5 protein-coding genes and 1 pseudogene are annotated in these 23,710 nt (G+C 60.2%); 1 reads left to right on the top strand and 5 read right to left on the bottom strand.

Going from position 1 to position 23,710, the window contains the following annotated elements:
* The 5 genes from HGP31_RS01220 to HGP31_RS01200 all read right to left on the bottom strand — a co-directional run bounded on the left by HGP31_RS01220 (nt 1) and on the right by HGP31_RS01200 (nt 7,181).
* Nucleotides 1-1,026, bottom strand: a complete 1,026-nt coding sequence (locus tag HGP31_RS01220; RefSeq protein WP_168757045.1) for an ABC transporter substrate-binding protein — start codon at nt 1,024-1,026, stop codon at nt 1-3.
* An 18-nt stretch (nt 1,027-1,044) separates the two neighbouring features.
* The gene (locus HGP31_RS01215) at nt 1,045-1,932 is read right to left on the bottom strand and encodes a TauD/TfdA dioxygenase family protein (protein WP_168757044.1); all 888 of its coding nucleotides are present in this window, start codon (nt 1,930-1,932) and stop codon (nt 1,045-1,047) included.
* A 341-nt stretch (nt 1,933-2,273) separates the two neighbouring features.
* On the bottom strand, nt 2,274-3,641 hold the full coding sequence (locus tag HGP31_RS01210) for an HlyD family type I secretion periplasmic adaptor subunit (RefSeq protein WP_020795875.1): 1,368 nt from the start codon (nt 3,639-3,641) through the stop codon (nt 2,274-2,276).
* Entirely contained in the window at nt 3,631-5,787 is a 2,157-nt protein-coding gene (locus HGP31_RS01205; protein WP_168757043.1) for a type I secretion system permease/ATPase, read from the bottom strand. Before HGP31_RS01205 ends, HGP31_RS01210 begins: the two co-directional genes overlap by 11 nt.
* Nucleotides 5,788-5,828: 41 nt before the next feature.
* Nucleotides 5,829-7,181 carry a TolC family outer membrane protein gene (locus HGP31_RS01200; RefSeq protein WP_168757042.1) on the bottom strand — a complete coding sequence of 451 codons (1,353 nt, stop codon included), beginning with the start codon at nt 7,179-7,181 and terminating at the stop codon, nt 5,829-5,831.
* A 356-nt stretch (nt 7,182-7,537) separates the two neighbouring features.
* Here HGP31_RS01200 and HGP31_RS01195 point away from each other — a divergent pair.
* Nucleotides 7,538-23,707 (top strand): annotated as a pseudogene (locus HGP31_RS01195) (immunoglobulin-like domain-containing protein); the annotation flags it as partial.
* Nucleotides 23,708-23,710: the final 3 nt, after the last annotated feature.

The raw sequence follows: 23,710 nt of genomic DNA, 5'->3' as shown, positions 1-23,710 counted from the left end.
TCAGCTCCCTTGCAGCGGTTTGGCGTCCTGGAAGAAGTAGTCCTTCCACGAATCCGGCTTGTTTTTGATCGCGCCCACGCGGTAGAGGAACTCGGCCAGGGGGTAGGTATTTTTCGGCGTGACGCTGAATTCGAACTGCGGGTTGTCAATGATTTTCAGCAGCTCGGCGCGGTCGATCTTGGCCTTGGTGACGCGAAGGTAGGTGTCCGCTGCCGCGCCCTTATCGTTCTGGGCAAAGGTCGCCGCTTCAGTCAGCGCGTCGATGAAGGCTTTGTAGGTTTTCGGGTTTTCATTGCGGAATTTTTCGGTGGCGAACAACACAGTCGGTGAGTTCGGGCCCAGCAAATCATAGGTGTTGAGCACCACATGCACGTTTGGATTGGCCAGCGCCTGATCCTGGAATGGCGGGTTGGAGAAGTGCCCGCTCAGCTCGGTACCGCCGGCGATCAACGCTGCCGTGGCATCCGGGTGCGGCACGGCGATGGTGTACTTGTCGAGGCGGTTGAATTCCTTGTCGCCCCACTGCTTGGCGGCGGCATATTGCAGGAAGCGCGACTGCACCGACACGCCCACCGCCGGTACCGCGATACGGTCCTTCTCGGTGAAGTCGGCAATGGTCTTGACCTTGGGATTGTTGCTGACCAGGTAGTACGGGAAGTTGCCCAGGGAGGCCACGGCCTTGACGTTCTGCTTGCCGTGGGTGCGGTCCCAGATAGTCAGCAGCGGGCCGACGCCGGCACCCGCGATATCGATGGAGCCGGAGAGCAGCGCATCGTTGACCGCGGCACCACCGGAGAGCTGCGTCCAGTCGACCTTGATGTCGATGCCTTGCTGCTTGCCGTACTTCTCGATCAGGTTCTGATCGCGCACCACGTTGAGCAGCAGGTAAACGATGCCGAACTGTTCGGCGATGCGTATTTCACCTTCGGCCTGGGCCACGGTCGGTGCGACCAGGCTGCCGGCGATCAGGCTGAACCCCAGGCCGATTGCTGCGGCCAGCGGTGCAAAGGGTAGACGTTTGGACATGGTCAAATCTCCGACAAATCAGAATGGCGCGTCGCCCTGGATGGTGGTGCGATACAGCTTGCGGCGCAGATGGCTGGGGCATCCGGCGGCGAGGTGGATCAGCGATCGGTTGTCCCAGAACACCAGGTCATGGGGCTGCCACTGGTGGCGGTAGATGTTTTGCGGCAACACGCTGTGGGCGTAGAGCTCGTCGAGCAAATGCTTGCTCTCGTCTTCCGGCAAGCCAACGATACGGGTGGTAAAACCCTCGCTGACGAACAGCGCCTTGCGGCCGTTTTCCGGGTGGGTACGCACCACCGGGTGAATGACTTCGGCAACCTGGGCCAGTTGTTCCGGGGTCAAGGTCGGGCGCCAGTTGCCTTCGAATTTGGTCTCGCTGTAGCGCGCCGTATAGGAGTGCGCCGCCGAGCGACCTTCAACGGCTTTGCGTAATGCCTCGGGCAGGCTGTCCCAGGCTTTGTGCATGTCGGCGAATAGCGTGTCGCCGCCTTCGGACGGCAGTTCCTGAGCATGCAGCATCGAGCCCAGGCTTGGCAGTTCTTTATAGGAAAGGTCGGAGTGCCAGAACTTGCCGGCGTCCCCCAGGCCGACGGATTGGCCGTTTTCGATAATGTTGGAAACGATGAGGATTTCCGGGTGCCCGGCCAGCAGGAATTGCTTGAGCACATGGATCTGCAGCACACCGAAACGGCGGCTGAAATCGATTTGCTGTTCGGGGGTAATGCGTTGGTCGCGGAACACCACCACGTGATGATTCAGGTGCGCGCGGTGAATGCGCGCGAAATCCTGGTCATTGACCGGGCGGGACAAATCGAGGCCGATGATTTCGGCGCCCACCGCACCGCTGAACGGGCGGATGTCGAAAGATTGTGGCGCGATGCTTGGCGATGGTGAAGCTGCAGACATAAATCACTCCCACGCACGGCGCGCTCAAAGGCGCGCGCGTCGATCAGAAACTCACGGAGGTCCCGTGTTGGTTCGTGTCGTGCGGCGCGCCGATTGGTCGGCAGGTACGCAGGAGAGTGACTTTATAGATATAAGAATTGAAATTTAAATACCGTTAACGAATAACGATATGGCTTTTGAGATGCCGCTCCTTTGTAGGAGCCGGCTTGCCGGCAAAGGCGGTCTTGAATCTTGTAATAGCCTTGCGGCCCCTTCGCTGGCAAGCCAGCTCCTACAAGGGACCGCGTGATCCGGTGGGAGCTGGCTTGCCAGCGAAGAGGCCAATCAGCCGTACCAACGAATCACCGCTCGTGCAATGCCTCGGCGCGAGCCCGGATGATCGGTTTGAGCAGGTAACTCAGAACGGTCTTCTTGCCTGTGATGATATCCACCGACGCCACCATGCCCGGAATGATCAACAGGGGCTTTTCATCCGTCCCCAGGTGGCTGCGCTCCGTGCGCAGCTTGATGACGTAGTAGGTGGTCTTCTTGTCTTCGTCGGTGATGGTGTCCGCGCCGATCTGCTCGAGCCTGGCCTTGAGCCCACCGTAGATGGTGTAGTCATAGGCGGTGAATTTCACTGTCGCCTCCTGACCAGGGTGCAGGAAGGCGATATCTTGTGGGCGGATCTTGGCTTCCACCAGCAAGGTATCGTCCAGCGGAACGATTTCCACCAGGTCACTGCCTGGCTGAATCACACCCCCGATGGTGTTCACCAGAAGCTTGTTGACGATGCCGCGCATCGGCGATGTGACCATTGTCCGGCTCACGCGATCCTCCAGCGCCTTGCCGGTGGCCTGGGCCTTGTTCAGGTCAGTGCGCGCTTCATTGAGCTGGGTCAGTGCCTCGCTGCGGAATTTTCCACGGGTCTCTTCGATCTTGCGCGCCACTTCCTTGATCGCCGACTCCGCACGCGGGATCGCCAGGGTGGTGGCATCCAGTTGCCCGCGGGTTTCAACCTCGGCGCGCTTGAGTCGCAGTACTTCCACGGGCGAAACGGCACCCTGGGCCACCAGCGGCTCGGACATGTTGATTTCCTGGCGCTGCAACCCCAGCGCAGTGCGGTACTGGGACTGTTTGGAGGTAAATTCGCGCAGTTCTTGCTGACGCTGGATCAACTGCTCCTGCAAACCGCCGATTTCATCCTGCAGTTGCTGGCGACGGCTGATGTACAGGGATTCTTCGCTCGCGGCCTGACCGGGAACCGCTTTCAAGACGTCAGACGGAAAATTCAGCGGACGGTCATCGACTTCAGCACTCAAGCGTTCCACCCGAAGCAACATCGATAGCCGGTCGGCTTCGGTTTCGCCGACGTTAGAGGCGAACCGCGTATCGTCCAGGCGGATCAGTGGCGCGCCGGCCTCGACGATCTGCCCCTCACTGACGAACAACTCGGCGACGATACCGCCCTCAAGGTTCTGGATCTTTTGAATCTTGGAGGAAGGAATCGCCTTGCCGTCGCCCTTGGTCACTTCGTCAATGACCGCAAAGTTGGCCCAGAGCATCAGGAAGACGAAGAAGGCGATAATTGTCCAGATGGTCAGCCGCACCACGCGCGGGGCGTCTTCGATAAGCGCCTTGTTGACCTCGGGCAGAGGCTGGTCCCTAAGCGAGTCGGAACCTTTGAAGTAACGGCGGATGGAGCCTTTGAGGCCGGACTTAAGCAACACTGATCTGCCCCTTCTTCAACGCTTCCATCACGACGGCTTTCGGGCCATCGGCGAGTATCTGCCCACGGTCGATGACGATCAGGCGATCGACCAGCGACAGCAGCGAAGCACGGTGCGTCACCAGCACCACGGTCTTGTTTTCAACCACCGCGGCGAGCCGTTGCTTGAGGCGTTCTTCGCCGGTGTTGTCCATGGCGCTGGTTGGCTCATCGAGCAGCAGGACCGGCGGGTTGAGCAGCAATGCACGGGCCAGGGCCACGTTCTGGCGCTGACCGCCGGACAGGTTCTGCCCTCGCTCACCGACTTGCAGTTCGTAGCCCTGCGGGTGCAAGCGGGCGAACTCATGAACGCCTGCCAGTTCAGCGGCTTGCAGCACCATTTCGTCTTCTACATAGCGTGCACCCGAGACCAGGTTGTCGCGCAGCGTACCGGCGAGTAGCTGGATATCCTGAGGCACGTAGCCAATGTTGTGGCGCAGTTCGCTGACGTCGATCTGACGGATGTCCACACCGTCAACCAACAGCGCACCTTCATCGGGCTGATAAAGGCCCACGACCAGCTTGGCCAGGGAGCTCTTGCCCGAGCCGCTGCGACCGATGATGCCGATCTTCTCGCCCGGCTTGATCGTGAGATTGATGTTTTTCAGCGCCGGGTTTTGCTGGTCCGGGTAGGTGAAATTCAGCTGGCGGCATTCGATGGCACCTTGCAGCACCTTGCGGCTCAAGGGGCGTTCTTCGAAATTACGCTCCTGGGGCAATTCCATCATCTGGTCGACCGAGGTCATGGTGACACGCGCCTGCTGGTAGCGTGTCAGCAGGCCGGACAACGACGCCAGCGGGCTGAGTGCGCGACCGCTGAGCATGTAGCAGGCAATCAGGCCACCCATGCTCAGGTTGCCGGCGATGATCTGGTACACACCAAAGACGATCATGATCACGCCGGCCAGTTGCTGGATCAGCAAGGTGATATTCATCGCCAGGCCAGACAGCATTTTCACCCGCAACTCAAGGCGACTGAGGGTACCGATGGTTTGCTCCCACTGATACTGGCGCTCGCTCTCAGCGTTGTTGACCTTCACCGCGTCAAGCCCTGCAAGGGTCTCGATCAGGCTCGACTGCCGCTCGGCGCCGAGCGCCATGGTGCGCTCCATGGTGGCCACCAGGGGTTTCTGCAAGGCATAGCCGATCAGCAAGGCAATCGGGAACGCCAACACCGGAATCCACACCAGGTGTCCGCCCAGAATGGCGATGACCAGGAAGATCAGCAGCGTAAAAGGCAGGTCGATCAGGCTGGTCAGGGTCAGCGACGCAAGAAAATCGCGCAGGCTCTGGAACTCATGGATGTTCTGGGCAAAGCTGCCGACGCGCGCCGGACGGTACTTCATGGCCATGCCGACGATGCGCTCGAATAACGTCGCCGAGATGATCAGGTCGGTTTTCTTGCCCGCCAGGTCCAGGCAGAGGCTGCGCAGGCTCTTGAGGATCAGGTCGAATATGTAGGCCCCGGTGATGCCGATGGCCAGTACCCACAGGGTCGATTCGGCCTGGTTCGGCACCACGCGATCGTAGACGTTCATCACGAACAATGGCGCGGCCATGGCGATGATGTTGATCAGGAAGCTGGCGGCGATGGCATCGGCGTAAAGCCAGCGCGAACGCATGAGGGTGTCGCGAAACCATGAGCGCGCCCGGGGAATCAGGGTGCCGTGATTAACGTCGAATTTATGCTGGGGTTGAGCAAAGAACACCTTGCCGCTGTAGTCGTCGTTCAGCAGCTCGCGACTGACCAGGCTCTCGCCGCCGTCACTTTCACTGAGCAACAGCCGGGCCAGGTCGTCGCCTTGCCAGCCAAGCAGCACGGCACTGCGACCGTCCTTGAGCAGCAACAGTGCCGGCATCGCGATCGCCGGGATCTGGTCCAGCTTGCGCACCAGCACCCGCCCTTGCAAACCGGCGCGCGCCGCTGCGCGTGGCAACAATTCGACGCTCAGGCGTTGCTTGGGTAACGGCAGGCCCGTGGTCAACATCGCCGCGCTGGCGGGCTTTTGATGCAACGTACAAAGGCTCAGCAAGCCGTCCAGCAAAGGATCGTCATGCAACGCGCGTGGGTCATGAATGAGATGAACTCGACTGGCTTCTGATTCCACGCTCGGCACTCTTGGCTAACGGATGAACAATAAGATCCTGCTCAGTTCATACCGGGCAGCTGGACCTTTGGCTTTACATCGTTCTGCACGACGGATGCCAACGGTGCGACCACTCCCTGGCTCTTGAGCAACTCGCCCATGGTCGCCTTGATTCGATACTGAGTAAATAACTGAATGTTCTTGATCTCGGCCAAACGGCGCGAAGCGTTGAACAACTCGTTTTCACTGTCGAGCAAGTCCAGCAGGGTTCGCTCACCGAGGCTGAACTGGCGCTGATAGGCCGTGCGCACGCTGGTGCTATGGTCCACGTATTGCTGGGCGATGGGCACCTGGGCATTGGCGTTGTTCTGCGCGTTCCACGCCAGGCCCAGCTCTTCGTTCAATTGACGCAACGCGTTGTTGCGAATATCCAGCGCCTGGTTCGACAGGTAGGACTTCGATTCCATGTCGGCCTTGTTGCTGCCCCCGGCATACAGGTTGAAACGCATGCGCAGCATGGCCTGCCATTCGTTGTTGTGGCCGTTCTGGCCATCGATGTCATTGTCGGCGGAACGACCGAGCTCAGCATCGAAACGTGGATAGAAGCTCGACTTGGCGGCTTCATACTGTTTTTCCGCTGCCGCGATATCGGACTCGGCGGAGCGCAGGATCGGGCTGTTTTCCAGCATCTGCGCACGGGCTTCGTTCAGGCTGGCCGGCAACAGCGCCAGGAACGGGGCGGGACGTTCCAGCTGGTCTGGCATCTGCCCGACAGCACTGAGGAAGTTGGTCTCGGCATCAGCCAGATTGGTTTGTTCGGTAATCAGGTTGTTGCGCGCCTGAGCCATGCGCGCCTCAGCCTGGTCCAGGTCCGCACCGCTGCCGACACCGCGCTGGGTGCGCAACTGGATCTGGTCGTAAATCCGTTGATGGCTCTTGAGGTTCTCTTCAGCCAGGCGCACGAATTCGCGCCGCGTCAGCACATCCAGGTACACCTGTGCCACGGTGAGAGCGGTTCGCTCCGAAGTGCCCAACAGGGAGTAGGCGCGAGCATTCACGGTGGCTTGTTGACGCCCCACTTCGCTGGACGTTGCATAACCGTCAAACACCATTTGCGAGAGGCGCAAGTTCGACTCGCTGCGGTTCAAGGTTTCCCAGTGGTTGTTGCTGCCAGCACCTCGAGTGGCGACGCTGTCAGTGCCTTCACGACCATAACCGCCCAGCAGGTCGACCCGCGGCAGGTATCCCCCCTGGGCCGCTTTTAACTGATAATCCGCAGCCAATCGACTGTTAACACCTGCCTGGATCTCCGGATGGACTTCCAGCGCCTGTTGCATGGCCTGCGGAAGGGTCTGAGCCTGAACAAAACTGGCGACAACGACGAAGGGTAAAGCCTTGAACAGGTGCAAACGCATAGTTGGAATTTCCCGGGGAATGCTTGTCTTGAATCACTGCAGAAAGCGGCGCTGCATCGGATGATGGCAACCGGAATGGCCGTATGTCGGAAAGTCAAAATTCAGAATTGGGTCACATCCTGTGAGGCAGTCATCGCGTGAATATCAATGTGACATTACTGGGACGATTGTTTAGGATGCCCACAGGAAGGTCAATAGTTTGGCATAAAGTTAATAGCGAAAGAATATAGTCAATAAATTGACCTTCCATCGCGTCAATATTTCATTCAAGTAGTTTTAAAAGCACGGCCAGACTGATCAGGCGATTGTCTCTCAGGTCATGGAAGTCAACTGAACGTGTCACCGGAGAGTCTTCAATGAGCAGCGTTGTGGCCATCGTCAAAAACATTGTTGGTCAAGTTTTCGTGGTGTCCCCGGAGGGCATCCGTCGTGTGCTCGTTGAAGGCGACCGCCTGTATGTCGGCGACCAGGTAGACACGGGCGCGGCCGGGGCCGTTACGCTCGAGTTGGCGGATGGCCGGACTTTGGATCTGGGCCGCGATACTCAGTGGAGCGGCAGCGCTCCGGACTCCAGCACCGACCTGGCAGCAGCCACAGCACAGGCCGCGCCCTCCGTTGAAGAACTGCAGCAAGCCATCGCTGCTGGCGCCGACCCGACCAAGGATCTTGAACCGACCGCGGCCGGCCCAGCGGCGGCAGGCACTGGCGGCGCGGCTGGCGGTGGCCATAGTTTCGTGATGCTGGACGCCACCGCTGGCCGTGTAGACCCAACCATTGGTTTCCCGACTGAAGGCCTCGATTCCGCGGCGCAGGTCACCCTGGAGACCCCGGGCGGCCAGTCGACCAACAACAATGCGAATGCCAATGACCCGCTCCAGTCGACACTGAGCCTGAGCGCCACCCCGACAATCACCGAGGCCGGCGGCGTACTGGTCTACACCGCGACCCTGAGCCAGGCGCCCCTGACCGACCTGACCGTTACGCTGTCCAATGGTGCAGTGATCATCGTCGCCGCCGGTCAAATCACCGGCACCGTGAACGTTCCGCTCGCGCCGAACGACACCGTTTATAAAGATGCGACCCAGATCTCGGTCACTGTCACCGGCATCACCGGTGGCGCAATAGTGGTCATTCCTCCAACGGTTCCAGCCGTGACTCAGGTCACCGACACCGTCGACACCACCGGCCTGACGCTCACCGCGACCGGCGCTGTGGTCGAAGGTGGTTCGATCACCTACACCGCCACCTTGACCAACCCGGCCGGCACACCGGTGACCGTGACCTTGAGCAACGGCTCGGTCATTACCATCGAAGCGGGCAAGACCACGGGTACCGTGGTCGTCGAGACACCGGTCAATGATGTTTACGTGAATGGCAGCACGGTCAGCACCACGATTACTGGTGCTACTGGCGGCAACTTTGAGAACCTGGTGCCCAGCACCACGCCAGCCGTGACCACCATCACCGATTCGCCAGACACCACTGGGGTTTCGCTCACCGCGACCGGCGCTGTGGTCGAAGGTGGTTCGATCACCTACACCGCCACCTTGACCAACCCGGCCGGCACACCGGTGACCGTGACCTTGAGCAATGGCTCGGTCATTACCATCGAAGCGGGCAAGACTACGGGTACCGTGGTCGTTGAGACACCGGCCAATGATGTGTACGTGAATGGCAGCACGGTCAGCACCACGATTACTGGCGCTACCGGCGGTAATTTTGAGAACCTGGTGCCTAGCACCACGCCTGCCGTGACCACCATCACCGATTCGCCAGACACCACTGGGGTTTCGCTCACCGCGACCGGCGCCGTGGTCGAAGGTGGTTCGATCACCTACACCGCCACCTTGACCAACCCGGCCGGTACACCGGTGACCGTGACCTTGAGCAATGGCTCGGTCATTACCATCGAAGCGGGCAAGACCAGCGGCACTGTGGTCGTCGATACACCGGCCAATGATGTTTACGTGAATGGCAGTACGGTCAGCACCACGATTACTGGCGCTACCGGCGGCAATTTTGAAAACCTGGTGCCCAGCACCACGCCAGCCGTGACCACCATCACCGATTCGCCAGACACCACCGGCCTGACGCTCACCGCGACCGGCGCTGTGGTCGAAGGTGGTTCGATCACCTACACCGCGACCTTGACCAACCCGGCCGGTACACCGGTGACCGTGACCTTGAGCAATGGCTCGGTCATTACCATCGAAGCGGGCAAGACCAGCGGCACTGTGGTCGTCGATACACCGGCCAATGATGTTTACGTGAATGGCAGTACGGTCAGCACCACGATTACTGGCGCTACCGGCGGCAATTTTGAAAACCTGGTGCCCAGCACCACGCCAGCCGTGACCACCATCACCGATTCGCCAGACACCACCGGCCTGACGCTCACCGCGACCGGCGCTGTGGTCGAAGGTGGTTCGATCACCTACACCGCCACCTTGACCAACCCGGCCGGTACACCGGTGACCGTGACCTTGAGCAATGGCTCGGTCATTACCATCGAAGCGGGCAAGACCAGCGGCACTGTGGTCGTCGATACACCGGCCAATGATGTTTACGTGAATGGCAGTACGGTCAGCACCACGATTACTGGTGCTACTGGCGGCAACTTTGAGAACCTGGTGCCCAGCACCACGCCAGCCGTGACCACCATCACCGATTCGCCAGACACCACTGGGGTTTCGCTCACCGCGACCGGTGTTGTGGTCGAAGGTGGTTCGATCACCTACACCGCCACCTTGACCAACCCGGCCGGCACACCGGTGACCGTGACCTTGAGCAATGGCTCGGTCATTACCATCGAGGCGGGCAAGACTACGGGTACCGTGGTCGTTGAGACACCGGCCAATGATGTGTACGTGAATGGCAGCACGGTCAGCACCACGATTACTGGTGCTACCGGCGGTAATTTTGAGAACCTGGTGCCTAGCACCACGCCAGCCGTGACCACCATCACCGATTCGCCCGACACCACTGGGGTTTCGCTTACCGCGACCGGTGCTTTGGTCGAAGGTGGTTCGATCACCTACACCGCCACCTTGACCAACCCGGCCGGCACCCCGGTGACCGTGACCTTGAGCAACGGCTCGGTCATTACCATCGAGGCGGGCAAGACTACGGGTACCGTGGTCGTTGAGACACCGGCCAATGATGTGTACGTGAATGGCAGCACGGTCAGCACCACGATTACTGGTGCTACCGGCGGTAATTTTGAGAACCTGGTGCCCAGCACCACGCCTGCCGTGACCACCATCACCGATTCGCCAGATACTACCGGCCTGACGCTCACCGCGACCGGCGCCGTGGTCGAAGGTGGGTCGATCACCTACACCGCGACCTTGACCAACCCGGCCGGTACACCGGTGACCGTGACCTTGAGCAATGGCTCGGTCATTACCATCGAAGCGGGCAAGACCAGCGGCACTGTGGTCGTCGATACACCGGCCAATGATGTTTACGTGAATGGCAGTACGGTCAGCACCACGATTACTGGCGCTACCGGCGGCAATTTTGAAAACCTGGTGCCCAGCACCACGCCAGCCGTGACCACCATCACCGATTCGCCAGACACCACCGGCCTGACGCTCACCGCGACCGGCGCTGTGGTCGAAGGTGGTTCGATCACCTACACCGCCACCTTGACCAACCCGGCCGGTACACCGGTGACCGTGACCTTGAGCAATGGCTCGGTCATTACCATCGAAGCGGGCAAGACCAGCGGCACTGTGGTCGTCGATACACCGGCCAATGATGTTTACGTGAATGGCAGTACGGTCAGCACCACGATTACTGGTGCTACTGGCGGCAACTTTGAGAACCTGGTGCCCAGCACCACGCCAGCCGTGACCACCATCACCGATTCGCCAGACACCACTGGGGTTTCGCTCACCGCGACCGGTGTTGTGGTCGAAGGTGGTTCGATCACCTACACCGCCACCTTGACCAACCCGGCCGGCACACCGGTGACCGTGCCCTTGAGCAATGGCTCGGTCATTACCATCGAGGCGGGCAAGACTACGGGTACCGTGGTCGTTGAGACACCGGCCAATGATGTGTACGTGAATGGCAGTACGGTCAGCACCACGATTACTGGTGCTACCGGCGGTAACTTTGAAAACCTGGTGCCTAGCACCACGCCTGCCGTGACCACCATCACCGATTCGCCAGACACCACTGGGGTTTCGCTTACCGCGACCGGCGCCGTGGTCGAAGGTGGGTCGATCACCTACACCGCCACCTTGACCAACCCGGCCGGCACACCGGTGACCGTGACCTTGAGCAATGGCTCGGTCATCACCATCGAAGCGGGCAAGACTACGGGTACCGTGGTCGTTGAAACCCCGGCCAATGATGTGTACGTGAATGGCAGTACGGTCAGCACCACGATTACTGGCGCTACCGGCGGCAATTTTGAAAACCTGGTGCCCAGCACCACGCCAGCCGTGACCACCATCACCGATTCGCCAGACACCACCGGCCTGACGCTCACCGCGACCGGCGCTGTGGTCGAAGGTGGTTCGATCACCTACACCGCCACCTTGACCAACCCGGCCGGTACACCGGTGACCGTGACCTTGAGCAATGGCTCGGTCATTACCATCGAAGCGGGCAAGACCAGCGGCACTGTGGTCGTCGATACACCGGCCAATGATGTTTACGTGAATGGCAGTACGGTCAGCACCACGATTACTGGCGCTACCGGCGGCAATTTTGAAAACCTGGTGCCCAGCACCACGCCAGCCGTGACCACCATCACCGATTCGCCAGACACCACCGGCCTGACGCTCACCGCGACCGGCGCTGTGGTCGAAGGTGGTTCGATCACCTACACCGCGACCTTGACCAACCCGGCCGGTACACCGGTGACCGTGACCTTGAGCAATGGCTCGGTCATTACCATCGAAGCGGGCAAGACCAGCGGCACTGTGGTCGTCGATACACCGGCCAATGATGTTTACGTGAATGGCAGTACGGTCAGCACCACGATTACTGGCGCTACCGGCGGCAATTTTGAAAACCTGGTGCCCAGCACCACGCCAGCCGTGACCACCATCACCGATTCGCCAGACACCACCGGCCTGACGCTCACCGCGACCGGCGCTGTGGTCGAAGGTGGTTCGATCACCTACACCGCCACCTTGACCAACCCGGCCGGTACACCGGTGACCGTGACCTTGAGCAATGGCTCGGTCATTACCATCGAAGCGGGCAAGACCAGCGGCACTGTGGTCGTCGATACACCGGCCAATGATGTTTACGTGAATGGCAGTACGGTCAGCACCACGATTACTGGTGCTACTGGCGGCAACTTTGAGAACCTGGTGCCCAGCACCACGCCAGCCGTGACCACCATCACCGATTCGCCAGACACCACTGGGGTTTCGCTCACCGCGACCGGTGTTGTGGTCGAAGGTGGTTCGATCACCTACACCGCCACCTTGACCAACCCGGCCGGCACACCGGTGACCGTGACCTTGAGCAATGGCTCGGTCATTACCATCGAGGCGGGCAAGACTACGGGTACCGTGGTCGTTGAAACCCCGGCCAATGATGTGTACGTGAATGGCAGTACGGTCAGCACCACGATTACTGGCGCTACCGGCGGCAATTTTGAAAACCTGGTGCCCAGCACCACGCCAGCCGTGACCACCATCACCGATTCGCCAGACACCACCGGCCTGACGCTCACCGCGACCGGCGCTGTGGTCGAAGGTGGTTCGATCACCTACACCGCCACCTTGACCAACCCGGCCGGCACACCGGTGACCGTGACCTTGAGCAATGGCTCGGTCATTACCATCGAGGCGGGCAAGACTACGGGTACCGTGGTCGTTGAGACACCGGCCAATGATGTGTACGTGAATGGCAGTACGGTCAGCACCACGATTACTGGTGCTACCGGCGGTAACTTTGAGAACCTGGTGCCAAATCCCGAGCCCGCAGTCACCCAGATCAGTGACAGCGTTGACAAGGTCACCATAACCATCGAAAGCGCTGGCAATGTGCTAGAAAATGCCGCGCCGACCTTCATTATCAAAGTCGATCAGAAGCTCGATCATGATCTGACGGTGACTTTGAGCAACGGCCAATCCGTAACCATCGCGGCCGGCTCGACACAAACCACCTACGCCCTGCCGACTCAGGGTGATGATGTTTATAAAGATGGCGAGACCATCAAGCTGGGCATCACCACCGCCGCTGTGGACGGCCAGACGTTTGAAAACCTGGTGATTGGCAACGAAGCCGAAGTTAACATCGGCGACACTACCAGCGAAGTGATCGCCACCCTGACCGTCGACAAGTCGTCGGTCGTTGAAGGCGGTTTGGTCACCTATACCGTGACCCTGAGCAATGCAGCGGGCCTGCCAATCAACAACCACGGCGAGCTGACGTTCAAGCTTACCGACGGCACGACCATCACCGTTCCAGCGAACGGCACCACGGGTTCGGCCATCGTGGCCACGACCAATGACGTGTTCACCGGCGGCCAGCCCTCGCTGGTCAACAAGCTGGAAACCGTGACGGGTGGCGAGAAATTCGAACAGCTGACCCTGGATCAGAACACGCTGACCACGACCGTCACCGACCAGCCGGCTGGAGCGGGCGACGCAGTCACTGTCATCATCGAAAGTGCTGGCGACGTGTTGGAGAATGGCGCACCGACTTTCACCATCAAGGTTGACCAACAACTTGATCACGACCTGACCGTGACCTTGAGCAACGGCCAGACTGTGGTGATCGCCGCAGGTGCGTTGCAGACCACTTACGCCCTGCCAGCCCAGGGTGATGACGTCTATAAGGACGGCAGCACCGTCAACCTTGGCATCAGCGGTGCGACTGCCGATGGCAGGGTTCTGGAAAACCTGGTCGTTGGCAATCCGGCGTCTGTGGTCATCAGCGATACCATCAGCGAAGTCGTTGCGACACTCACCGCGGATAAAACGACTGTCGCGGAAGGCGGGCAGATCACCTACACCGTAACCCTGACCAACGCCGCAGGTCTGCCGATCAACAATCACGGCGAACTGACCTTCACCCTGACCGATGGCACACAGATCAAGGTGCCGGCCAACACGACTTCCGGTTCGTTCACCATCACCGCCCCGGATGACATCCTGGTCGGCGGCCAGCCTACCATCATCAACAAGCTGGAATCGGTGAGCGGTGCGGACAATTTCGAAAAACTGACCCTCGGGCAGAACGCGCTGGAAACCACTGTCACCGACGAGCCGGCCGGTCAAGACGACCAGGTCGGCATCTCCATCGTCGGCAATGGCTCGGTGGCGGAAAACCAGGATCCGAGCTTCACCATCAAGCTGGACAAGGCCCAGGATCACGCCCTGACCGTGACCCTGAGCAACGGCCAGACTGTGACCTTCGCCATTGGCGAAACCGAAAAGGTGCACACCCTTTCGGCTCAAGGCGATGACGTCTACAAGGATGGCAGCACCGTAACGCTCGGCGTCAACGGCGCCACTGCCGGTGGCACTGCGCTGGAAAATCTGGTCATTGGCAATCCGGCTTCGGTGCTCATCACCGACACCACCAACGACGTGGTGGCCAAGCTGACCGTGGACAGCACCAGCGTCAGCGAAGGTGGCCAGATCACCTACACCGTGACGTTGAGCAACGCCGATGGCCTGCCGGTGAATAATCACGGCGGCCTGAGCTTCACTTTGACCGATGGCACGGTGATCAACATTGCCGCCAACCAAACGTCTGGCAGCGCCAGCGTACCGGTCGCTGACAACCTCTACGTCGACCAGCCGGTGACCGTGGTTAACCAGCTGCAATCCGTCAGCGGCACTAACAACTACGAAAATCTGGTGCTCGGCAGCGACACCACCAGCGTGACCATCAGCGACGAGGCGAACGGTGCCGGCAACAAGGTCACCGTGGGCATTTCCGCTAACGGCGACGTAGTGGAAGGCAACGCGCCGACTTTCACCGTCAGCATCAACCGTGCCCTGGCCGATGACTTCACCGTCACCCTGAGCAACGGCAAATCGGTGGTGATCACGGCGGGTCAAACCAGCGCGATCTACACCGGCGACACCAATGCCGAAGACGTCTACCAAGACCCGACGTCCCAGACCCTGCACATCACTGGGGCGGAAGTCGCGGGCAAGTCTTTCGAAAACCTGGTCATCAGCGCTGCGGATGCAACCGTTAACACCACCGACACCACCAACGACGTAGTGGCCAAACTGACCGTGGACAGCACCAGCGTCAGCGAAGGCGGCCAGATCACCTACACCGTGACGTTGAGCAATGCCGATGGCCTGCCGGTGAATAACCACGGCGGTCTGAGCTTCACCTTGACCGATGGCACGGTGATCAACATCGCTGCCAATCAAACCAGCGGCAGCACCAGCGTACCAGTGGCAGACAACCTCTACGTCGACCAGCCGGTGACCGTGGTCAACCAGCTGCAATCCGTCAGCGGCAGCAACAACTACGAAAACCTGATGCTCGGCAGCGATAAAACCAGCGTCACCATCAGCGACGAAGCGAACGGCGCCGGCAACAAGGTCACCGTGGGCATCGCCGCCAACGGCGACGTCACCGAAGGCACTGCTCCGACCTTTACCGTGTCCATCAACCGCGCTTTGGCCGATGACTTCACCGTCACCCTGAGCAACGGGAAATCGGTGGTGATCACGGCGGGTCAAACCAGCGCGATCTACGCCGGCGACACCAACGCCGAAGACGTCTACCAAGACCCGACGTCACAGACCCTGCACATCACTGGCGCCTCCGTGGCCGGCAAGACCTTCGAGAACCTGGTCATCAGCGCTGCGGACGCAACCGTCAACACCACCGACACCACCAACGACGTGGTGGCCAAGCTGACCGTGGACAACTCCAGCGTCAGCGAAGGCGGGCAGATCACCTACACCGTGACCCTGAGCAATGCCGATGGCCTGCCGGTCAATAACCACGGTGGCCTGAGCTTTACCCTGACCGATGGCACCGTGATCAACATTGCCGCCAACCAGACGTCTGGCAGCACCAGCGTACCGGTCGCAGACAACCTCTACGTCGACCAGCCGGTGACCGTGGTCAACCAGCTGCAATCCGTCAGCGGCAGCAACAACTACGAAAACCTGGTGCTTGGCGGCGACACCACCAGCGTCACCATCAGCGACGACGCAAACAGCGCCGCCAACAAGATCACCGTGGGCATCGCCGCCAACGGCGACGTGGTGGAAGGCACCGCGCCGACCTTCACCATCAGCATCAACCGCGCTTTGGCCGATGACTTCACCGTCACCCTGAGCAATGGGAAATCGGTGGTGATCACGGCGGGTCAAACCAGCGCGATCTACGCTGGCGATACCAATGCCGAAGACGTCTACCAAGACCCGACGTCCCTGACCCTGCACATCACTGGGGCGGAAGTCGCGGGCAAGTCTTTCGAAAACCTGGTCATCAGCGCTGCGGATGCAACCGTTAACACCACCGACACCACCAACGACGTAGTGGCCAAACTGACCGTGGACAACTCCAGCGTCAGCGAAGGCGGGCAGATCACCTACACCGTGACCCTGAGCAATGCCGATGGCCTGCCGGTCAATAACCACGGTGGCCTGAGCTTCACTTTGACCGATGGCACGGTGATCAACATTGCCGCCAACCAGACGTCTGGCAGCACCAGCGTTCCGGTCGCTGACAACCTCTACGTCGACCAGCCGGTGACTGTGGTTAATCAGTTGACCGGTGTCAGCGGCAGCAACAACTACGAAAACCTGGTGCTTGGCGGCGACACCACCAGCGTCACCATCAGCGACGACGCAAACAGCGCCGGCAACAAGGTCACCGTGGGCATTACCGCCAACGGCGACGTCACCGAAGGCACTGCTCCGACCTTTACCGTGTCCATCAACCGCGCTTTGGCCGATGACTTCACCGTCACCCTGAGCAATGGGAAATCGGTGGTGATCACGGCGGGTCAAACCAGCGCGATCTACGCTGGCGATACCAATGCCGAAGACGTCTACCAAGACCCGACGTCCCAGACCCTGCACATCACTGGGGCGGAAGTCGCGGGCAAGTCTTTCGAAAACCTGGTCATCAGCGCTGCGGATGCAACCGTTAACACCACCGACACCACCAACGACGTGGTGGCCAAGCTGACCGTGGACAACTCCAGTGTCAGCGAAGGTGGCCAGATCACCTACACCGTGACCCTGAGCAACGCCGATGGCTTGCCGGTGAACAACCACGGCGGCCTGACTTTCACCCTGAAAGACGGCACCGTCATTAACGTCGCCGCCAACCAGACGTCTGGCAGCACCAGCGTTCCGGTGCCGGACAACCTCTACGTTGATCAACCTGTCGTTATCGACAATCAATTGACCGGTGTCACTGGCAGCAACAACTACGAAAACCTGGTGCTTGGCAGCGATAAAACCAGCGTCACCATCAGTGACGAAGCAAACGGTGCCGGCAACAAGGTCACCGTGGGCATTTCCGCTAACGGCGACGTAGTGGAAGGTCATGCTCCGACTTTCACCGTCAGCATCAACCGTGCCCTGGCCGATGACTTCACCGTCACCCTGAGCAACGGCAAATCGGTGGTGATCACGGCAGGTCAAACCAGCGCGATCTACACCGGCGACACCAACGCCGAAGACGTCTACCAAGACCCATCGTCCCTGACCTTGAACGTCACCGGCGCCTCCGTGGCCGGCAAGACCTTCGAGAACCTGGTGATCGACAACTCCGCGGCCACGGTGAACACCACCGACACCACCAACGACGTAGTGGCCAAACTGACCGTGGACAGCACCAGCGTCAGCGAAGGCGGCCAGATCACCTACACCGTGACGTTGAGCAATGCCGATGGCCTGCCGGTGAGCAACCACGGCGGCCTGAGCTTTACCCTGACCGATGGCACGGTGATCAACATCGCTGCCAACCAAACGTCTGGCAGCACCAGCGTACCGGTGCCGAACAACCTCTACGTTGATCAACCTGTCGTCATCGACAATCAATTGACCGGTGTCACTGGCAGCAACAATTACGAAAACCTGGTGCTCGGCAGCGACACCACCAGCGTGACCATCAGCGACGAGGCGAACGGTGCCGGCAACCAGGTCACCGTGGGCATTTCCGCCAACGGCGACGTCACCGAAGGCACCGCGCCGACCTTTACCGTGTCCATCAACCGCGTCCTGGCCGATGACTTCACCGTCACCTTGAGCAATGGCAAATCGGTGGTGATCACGGCGGGTCAAACCAGCGCGATCTACACCGGCGACACCAATGCCGAAGACGTCTACCGAGACCCATCGTCCCTGACCTTGAACGTCACCGGCGCCTCCGTGGCCGGCAAGACCTTCGAGAACCTGGTGATCGACAACTCCGCGGCCACGGTGAACACCACCGACACCACCAACGACGTAGTGGCCAAACTGACCGTGGACAGCACCAGCGTCAGCGAAGGCGGCCAGATCACCTACACCGTGACGTTGAGCAATGCCGATGGCCTGCCGGTGAGCAACCACGGCGGCCTGAGCTTTACCCTGACCGATGGCACGGTGATCAACATTGCTGCCAACCAGACGTCTGGCAGCACCAGTGTTCCGGTCGCTGACAACCTCTACGTTGATCAACCTGTCGTCATCGACAATCAATTGACCGGTGTCACTGGCAGCAACAACTACGAAAACCTGGTGCTTGGTAGCGATAAAACCAGCGTCACCATCAGCGACGAGGCGAACGGTGCCGGCAACCAGGTCACCGTGGGCATTTCCGCCAACGGCGACGTCACCGAAGGCACCGCGCCGACCTTTACCGTGTCCATCAACCGCGTCCTGGCCGATGACTTCACCGTCACCTTGAGCAATGGCAAATCGGTGGTGATCACGGCGGGTCAAACCAGCGCGATCTACACCGGCGACACCAATGCCGAAGACGTCTACCGAGACCCATCGTCCCTGACCTTGAACGTCACCGGCGCTTCCGTGGCTGGTAAAACCTTCGAGAACCTGGTGATCGACAACTCCACGGCCACGGTGAACACCACCGACACCACCAACGACGTAGTGGCCAAACTGACCGTGGACAGCACCAGCGTCAGCGAAGGCGGCCAGATCACCTACACCGTGACGTTGAGCAATGCCGATGGCCTGCCGGTGAGCAACCACGGCGGCCTGAGCTTTACCCTGACCGATGGCACGGTGATCAACATTGCTGCCAACCAGACGTCTGGCAGCACCAGTGTTCCGGTCGCTGACAACCTCTACGTTGATCAACCTGTCGTCATCGACAATCAATTGACCGGTGTCACTGGCAGCAACAACTACGAAAACCTGGTGCTTGGTAGCGATAAAACCAGCGTCACCATCAGCGACGAGGCGAACGGTGCCGGCAACCAGGTCACCGTGGGCATTTCCGCCAACGGCGACGTCACCGAAGGCACCGCGCCGACCTTTACCGTGTCCATCAACCGCGTCCTGGCCGATGACTTCACCGTCACCTTGAGCAATGGCAAATCGGTGGTGATCACGGCGGGTCAAACCAGCGCGATCTACACCGGCGACACCAATGCCGAAGACGTCTACCGAGACCCATCGTCCCTGACCTTGAACGTCACCGGCGCTTCCGTGGCTGGTAAAACCTTCGAGAACCTGGTGATCGACAACTCCACGGCCACGGTGAACACCACCGACACCACCAACGACGTAGTGGCCAAACTGACCGTGGACAGCACCAGCGTCAGCGAAGGCGGCCAGATCACCTACACCGTGACGTTGAGCAATGCCGATGGCCTGCCGGTGAGCAACCACGGCGGCCTGAGCTTTACCCTGACCGATGGCACGGTGATCAACATTGCTGCCAACCAGACGTCTGGCAGCACCAGTGTTCCGGTCGCTGACAACCTCTACGTTGATCAACCTGTCGTCATCGACAATCAATTGACCGGTGTCACTGGCAGCAACAACTACGAAAACCTGGTGCTTGGTAGCGATAAAACCAGCGTCACCATCAGCGACGAGGCGAACGGTGCCGGCAACCAGGTCACCGTGGGCATTTCCGCCAACGGCGACGTCACCGAAGGCACCGCGCCGACCTTTACCGTGTCCATCAACCGCGTCCTGGCCGATGACTTCACCGTCACCTTGAGCAATGGCAAATCGGTGGTGATCACGGCGGGTCAAACCAGCGCGATCTACACCGGCGACACCAATGCCGAAGACGTCTACCGAGACCCATCGTCCCTGACCTTGAACGTCACCGGCGCTTCCGTGGCTGGTAAAACCTTCGAGAACCTGGTGATCGACAACTCCACGGCCACGGTGAACACCACCGACACCACCAACGACGTAGTGGCCAAACTGACCGTGGACAGCACCAGCGTCAGCGAAGGCGGCCAGATCACCTACACCGTGACGTTGAGCAATGCCGATGGCCTGCCGGTGAATAACCACGGCGGTCTGAGCTTCACCTTGACCGATGGCACGGTGATCAACATCGCTGCCAATCAAACCAGCGGCAGCACCAGCGTACCAGTGGCAGACAACCTCTACGTCGACCAGCCGGTGACCGTGGTCAACCAGCTGCAATCCGTCAGCGGCAGCAACAACTACGAAAACCTGGTGCTTGGCGGCGACACCACCAGCGTCACCATCAGCGACGACGCAAACAGCGCCGCCAACAAGGTCACCGTGGGCATCGCCGCCAACGGCGACGTGGTGGAAGGCACCGCGCCGACCTTCACCGTCAGCATCAACCGTGCCCTGGCCGATGACTTCACCGTCACCCTGAGCAACGGTAAGACCGTCACCATTACCGCAGGTCAAACCAGCGCGATCTACGCTGGCGACACCAACGCCGAGGACGTCTACCAAGACCCGACGTCCCAGACCCTGCACATCACTGGGGCGGAAGTTGCGGGCAAGTCTTTCGAGAACCTGGTGATCGACAACACCGCGGCCACGGTCAACACCACCGACACCACCAACGACGTGGTGGCCAAACTGACCGTGGACAGCACCAGTGTCAGCGAAGGCGGCCAGATCACCTACACCGTGACCCTGAGCAACGCCGATGGCCTGCCGGTCAATAACCACGGCGGCCTGAGCTTTACCCTGACCGACGGCACGGTGATCAACGTCGCTGCCAATCAAACCAGCGGCAGCACCAGTGTTCCGGTGCCGGACAACCTGTACGTTGATCAACCTGTCGTCATCGACAATCAATTGACCGGTGTCACTGGCAGCAACAACTACGAAAACCTGGTGCTTGGCGGCGACACCACCAGCGTCACCATCAGCGACGACGCAAACAGCGCCGCCAACAAGGTCACCGTGGGCATCGCCGCCAACGGCGACGTGGTGGAAGGCACCGCGCCGACCTTCACCGTCAGCATCAACCGTGCCCTGGCCGATGACTTCACCGTCACCCTGAGCAACGGTAAGACCGTCACCATTACCGCAGGTCAAACCAGCGCGATCTACGCTGGCGACACCAACGCCGAGGACGTCTACCAAGACCCGACGTCCCAGACCCTGCACATCACTGGGGCGGAAGTTGCGGGCAAGTCTTTCGAGAACCTGGTGATCGACAACACCGCGGCCACGGTCAACACCACCGACACCACCAACGACGTGGTGGCCAAACTGACCGTGGACAGCACCAGTGTCAGCGAAGGCGGCCAGATCACCTACACCGTGACCCTGAGCAACGCCGATGGCCTGCCGGTCAATAACCACGGCGGCCTGAGCTTTACCCTGACCGACGGCACGGTGATCAACGTCGCTGCCAATCAAACCAGCGGCAGCACCAGTGTTCCGGTGCCGGACAACCTGTACGTTGATCAACCTGTCGTCATCGACAATCAATTGACCGGTGTCACTGGCAGCAACAACTACGAAAACCTGGTGCTCGGCAGCGACACCACCAGCGTGACCATCAGCGACGAGGCGAACGGTGCCGGCAACCAGGTCACCGTGGGCATCGCCGCCAACGGCGACGTGGTAGAAGGCACCGCACCGAGCTTCACCGTCAGCATCAACCGTGCCCTGGCCGATGACTTCACCGTCACCCTGAGCAACGGCAAATCGGTGGTGATCACGGCGGGTCAAACCAGCGCGATCTACAGCGGCGATACCAACGCCGAAGACGTCTACCAAGACCCGACGTCCCAGACCCTGCACATCACCGGCGCGAAAGTCGCGAGCAAGTCCTTCGAAAACCTGGTCATCAGCGCTGCGGATGCAACCGTCAACACCACCGACACCACGAATGACGTGGTGGCCAAACTGACGGTGGACAGCACCAGCGTCAGCGAAGGTGGCCAGATCACCTACACCGTGACCCTGAGCAACGCTGACGGCTTGCCGGTGAACAACCACGGCGGCCTGACTTTCACCCTGAAAGACGGCACGGTGATCAACATCACCGCCAACCAAACGTCTGGCAGCACCAGCGTACCGGTGCCGGACAACCTGTATGTTGATCAACCTGTCGTCATCGACAATCAGCTGCAATCCGTCAGCGGCACCAACAACTACGAAAACCTGGCGCTCGGCAGCGACACCACCAGCGTGACCATCAGCGACGACGCAAAAGGCGATGCCAACAAGGTCACCGTCGGCATCGTCGCCAACGGCGACGTCACCGAAGGCAGCGCGCCGAGCTTCACCGTCAGCATCAACCGTGCCCTGGCCGATGACTTCACCGTCACCCTGAGCAACGGAAAATCGGTGGTGATCACGGCGGGTCAAACCAGCGCGATCTACAGCGGCGATACCAACGCCGAAGACGTCTACCAAGACCCGACGTCCCAGACCCTGCACATCACTGGCGCCTCCGTGGCCGGCAAGACCTTCGAGAACCTGGTCATCAGCGCTGCGGACGCAACCGTCAACACCACCGACACCACCAACGACGTGGTGGCCAAACTGACGGTGGACAGCACCAGCGTCAACGAAGGTGGGCAGATCACCTACACCGTGACCCTGAGCAACGCCGACGGCCTGCCGGTCAATAACCACGGTGGCCTGAGCTTTACCCTGACCGATGGCACCGTGATCAACATTGCCGCCAACCAGACGTCTGGCAGCACCAGCGTTCCGGTCGCTGACAACCTCTACGTCGACCAGCCGGTGACTGTGGTTAATCAGTTGACCGGTGTCAGCGGCAGCAACAACTACGAAAACCTGGTGCTCGGCAGCGACACCACCAGCGTGACCATCAGCGACGACGCAAAAGGCGATGCCAACAAGGTCACCGTCGGCATCGTCGCCAACGGCGACGTCACCGAAGGCAGCGCGCCGAGCTTCACCGTCAGCATCAACCGTGCCCTGGCCGATGACTTCACCGTCACCCTGAGCAACGGAAAATCGGTGGTGATCACGGCGGGTCAAACCAGCGCGATCTACAGCGGCGATACCAACGCCGAAGACGTCTACCAAGACCCGACGTCCCAGACCCTGCACATCACCGGGGCGGAAGTCGCGGGCAAGACCTTCGAGAACCTGGTCATCAGCGCTGCGGATGCAACCGTCAAC

This window comes from Pseudomonas umsongensis, from assembly GCF_012647205.1.
GTDB lineage: Bacteria > Pseudomonadota > Gammaproteobacteria > Pseudomonadales > Pseudomonadaceae > Aquipseudomonas > Aquipseudomonas umsongensis.
The sequence above is the reverse complement of the archived record's forward strand: the minus strand, read 5'-3'. Positions and strand labels throughout refer to the sequence as shown.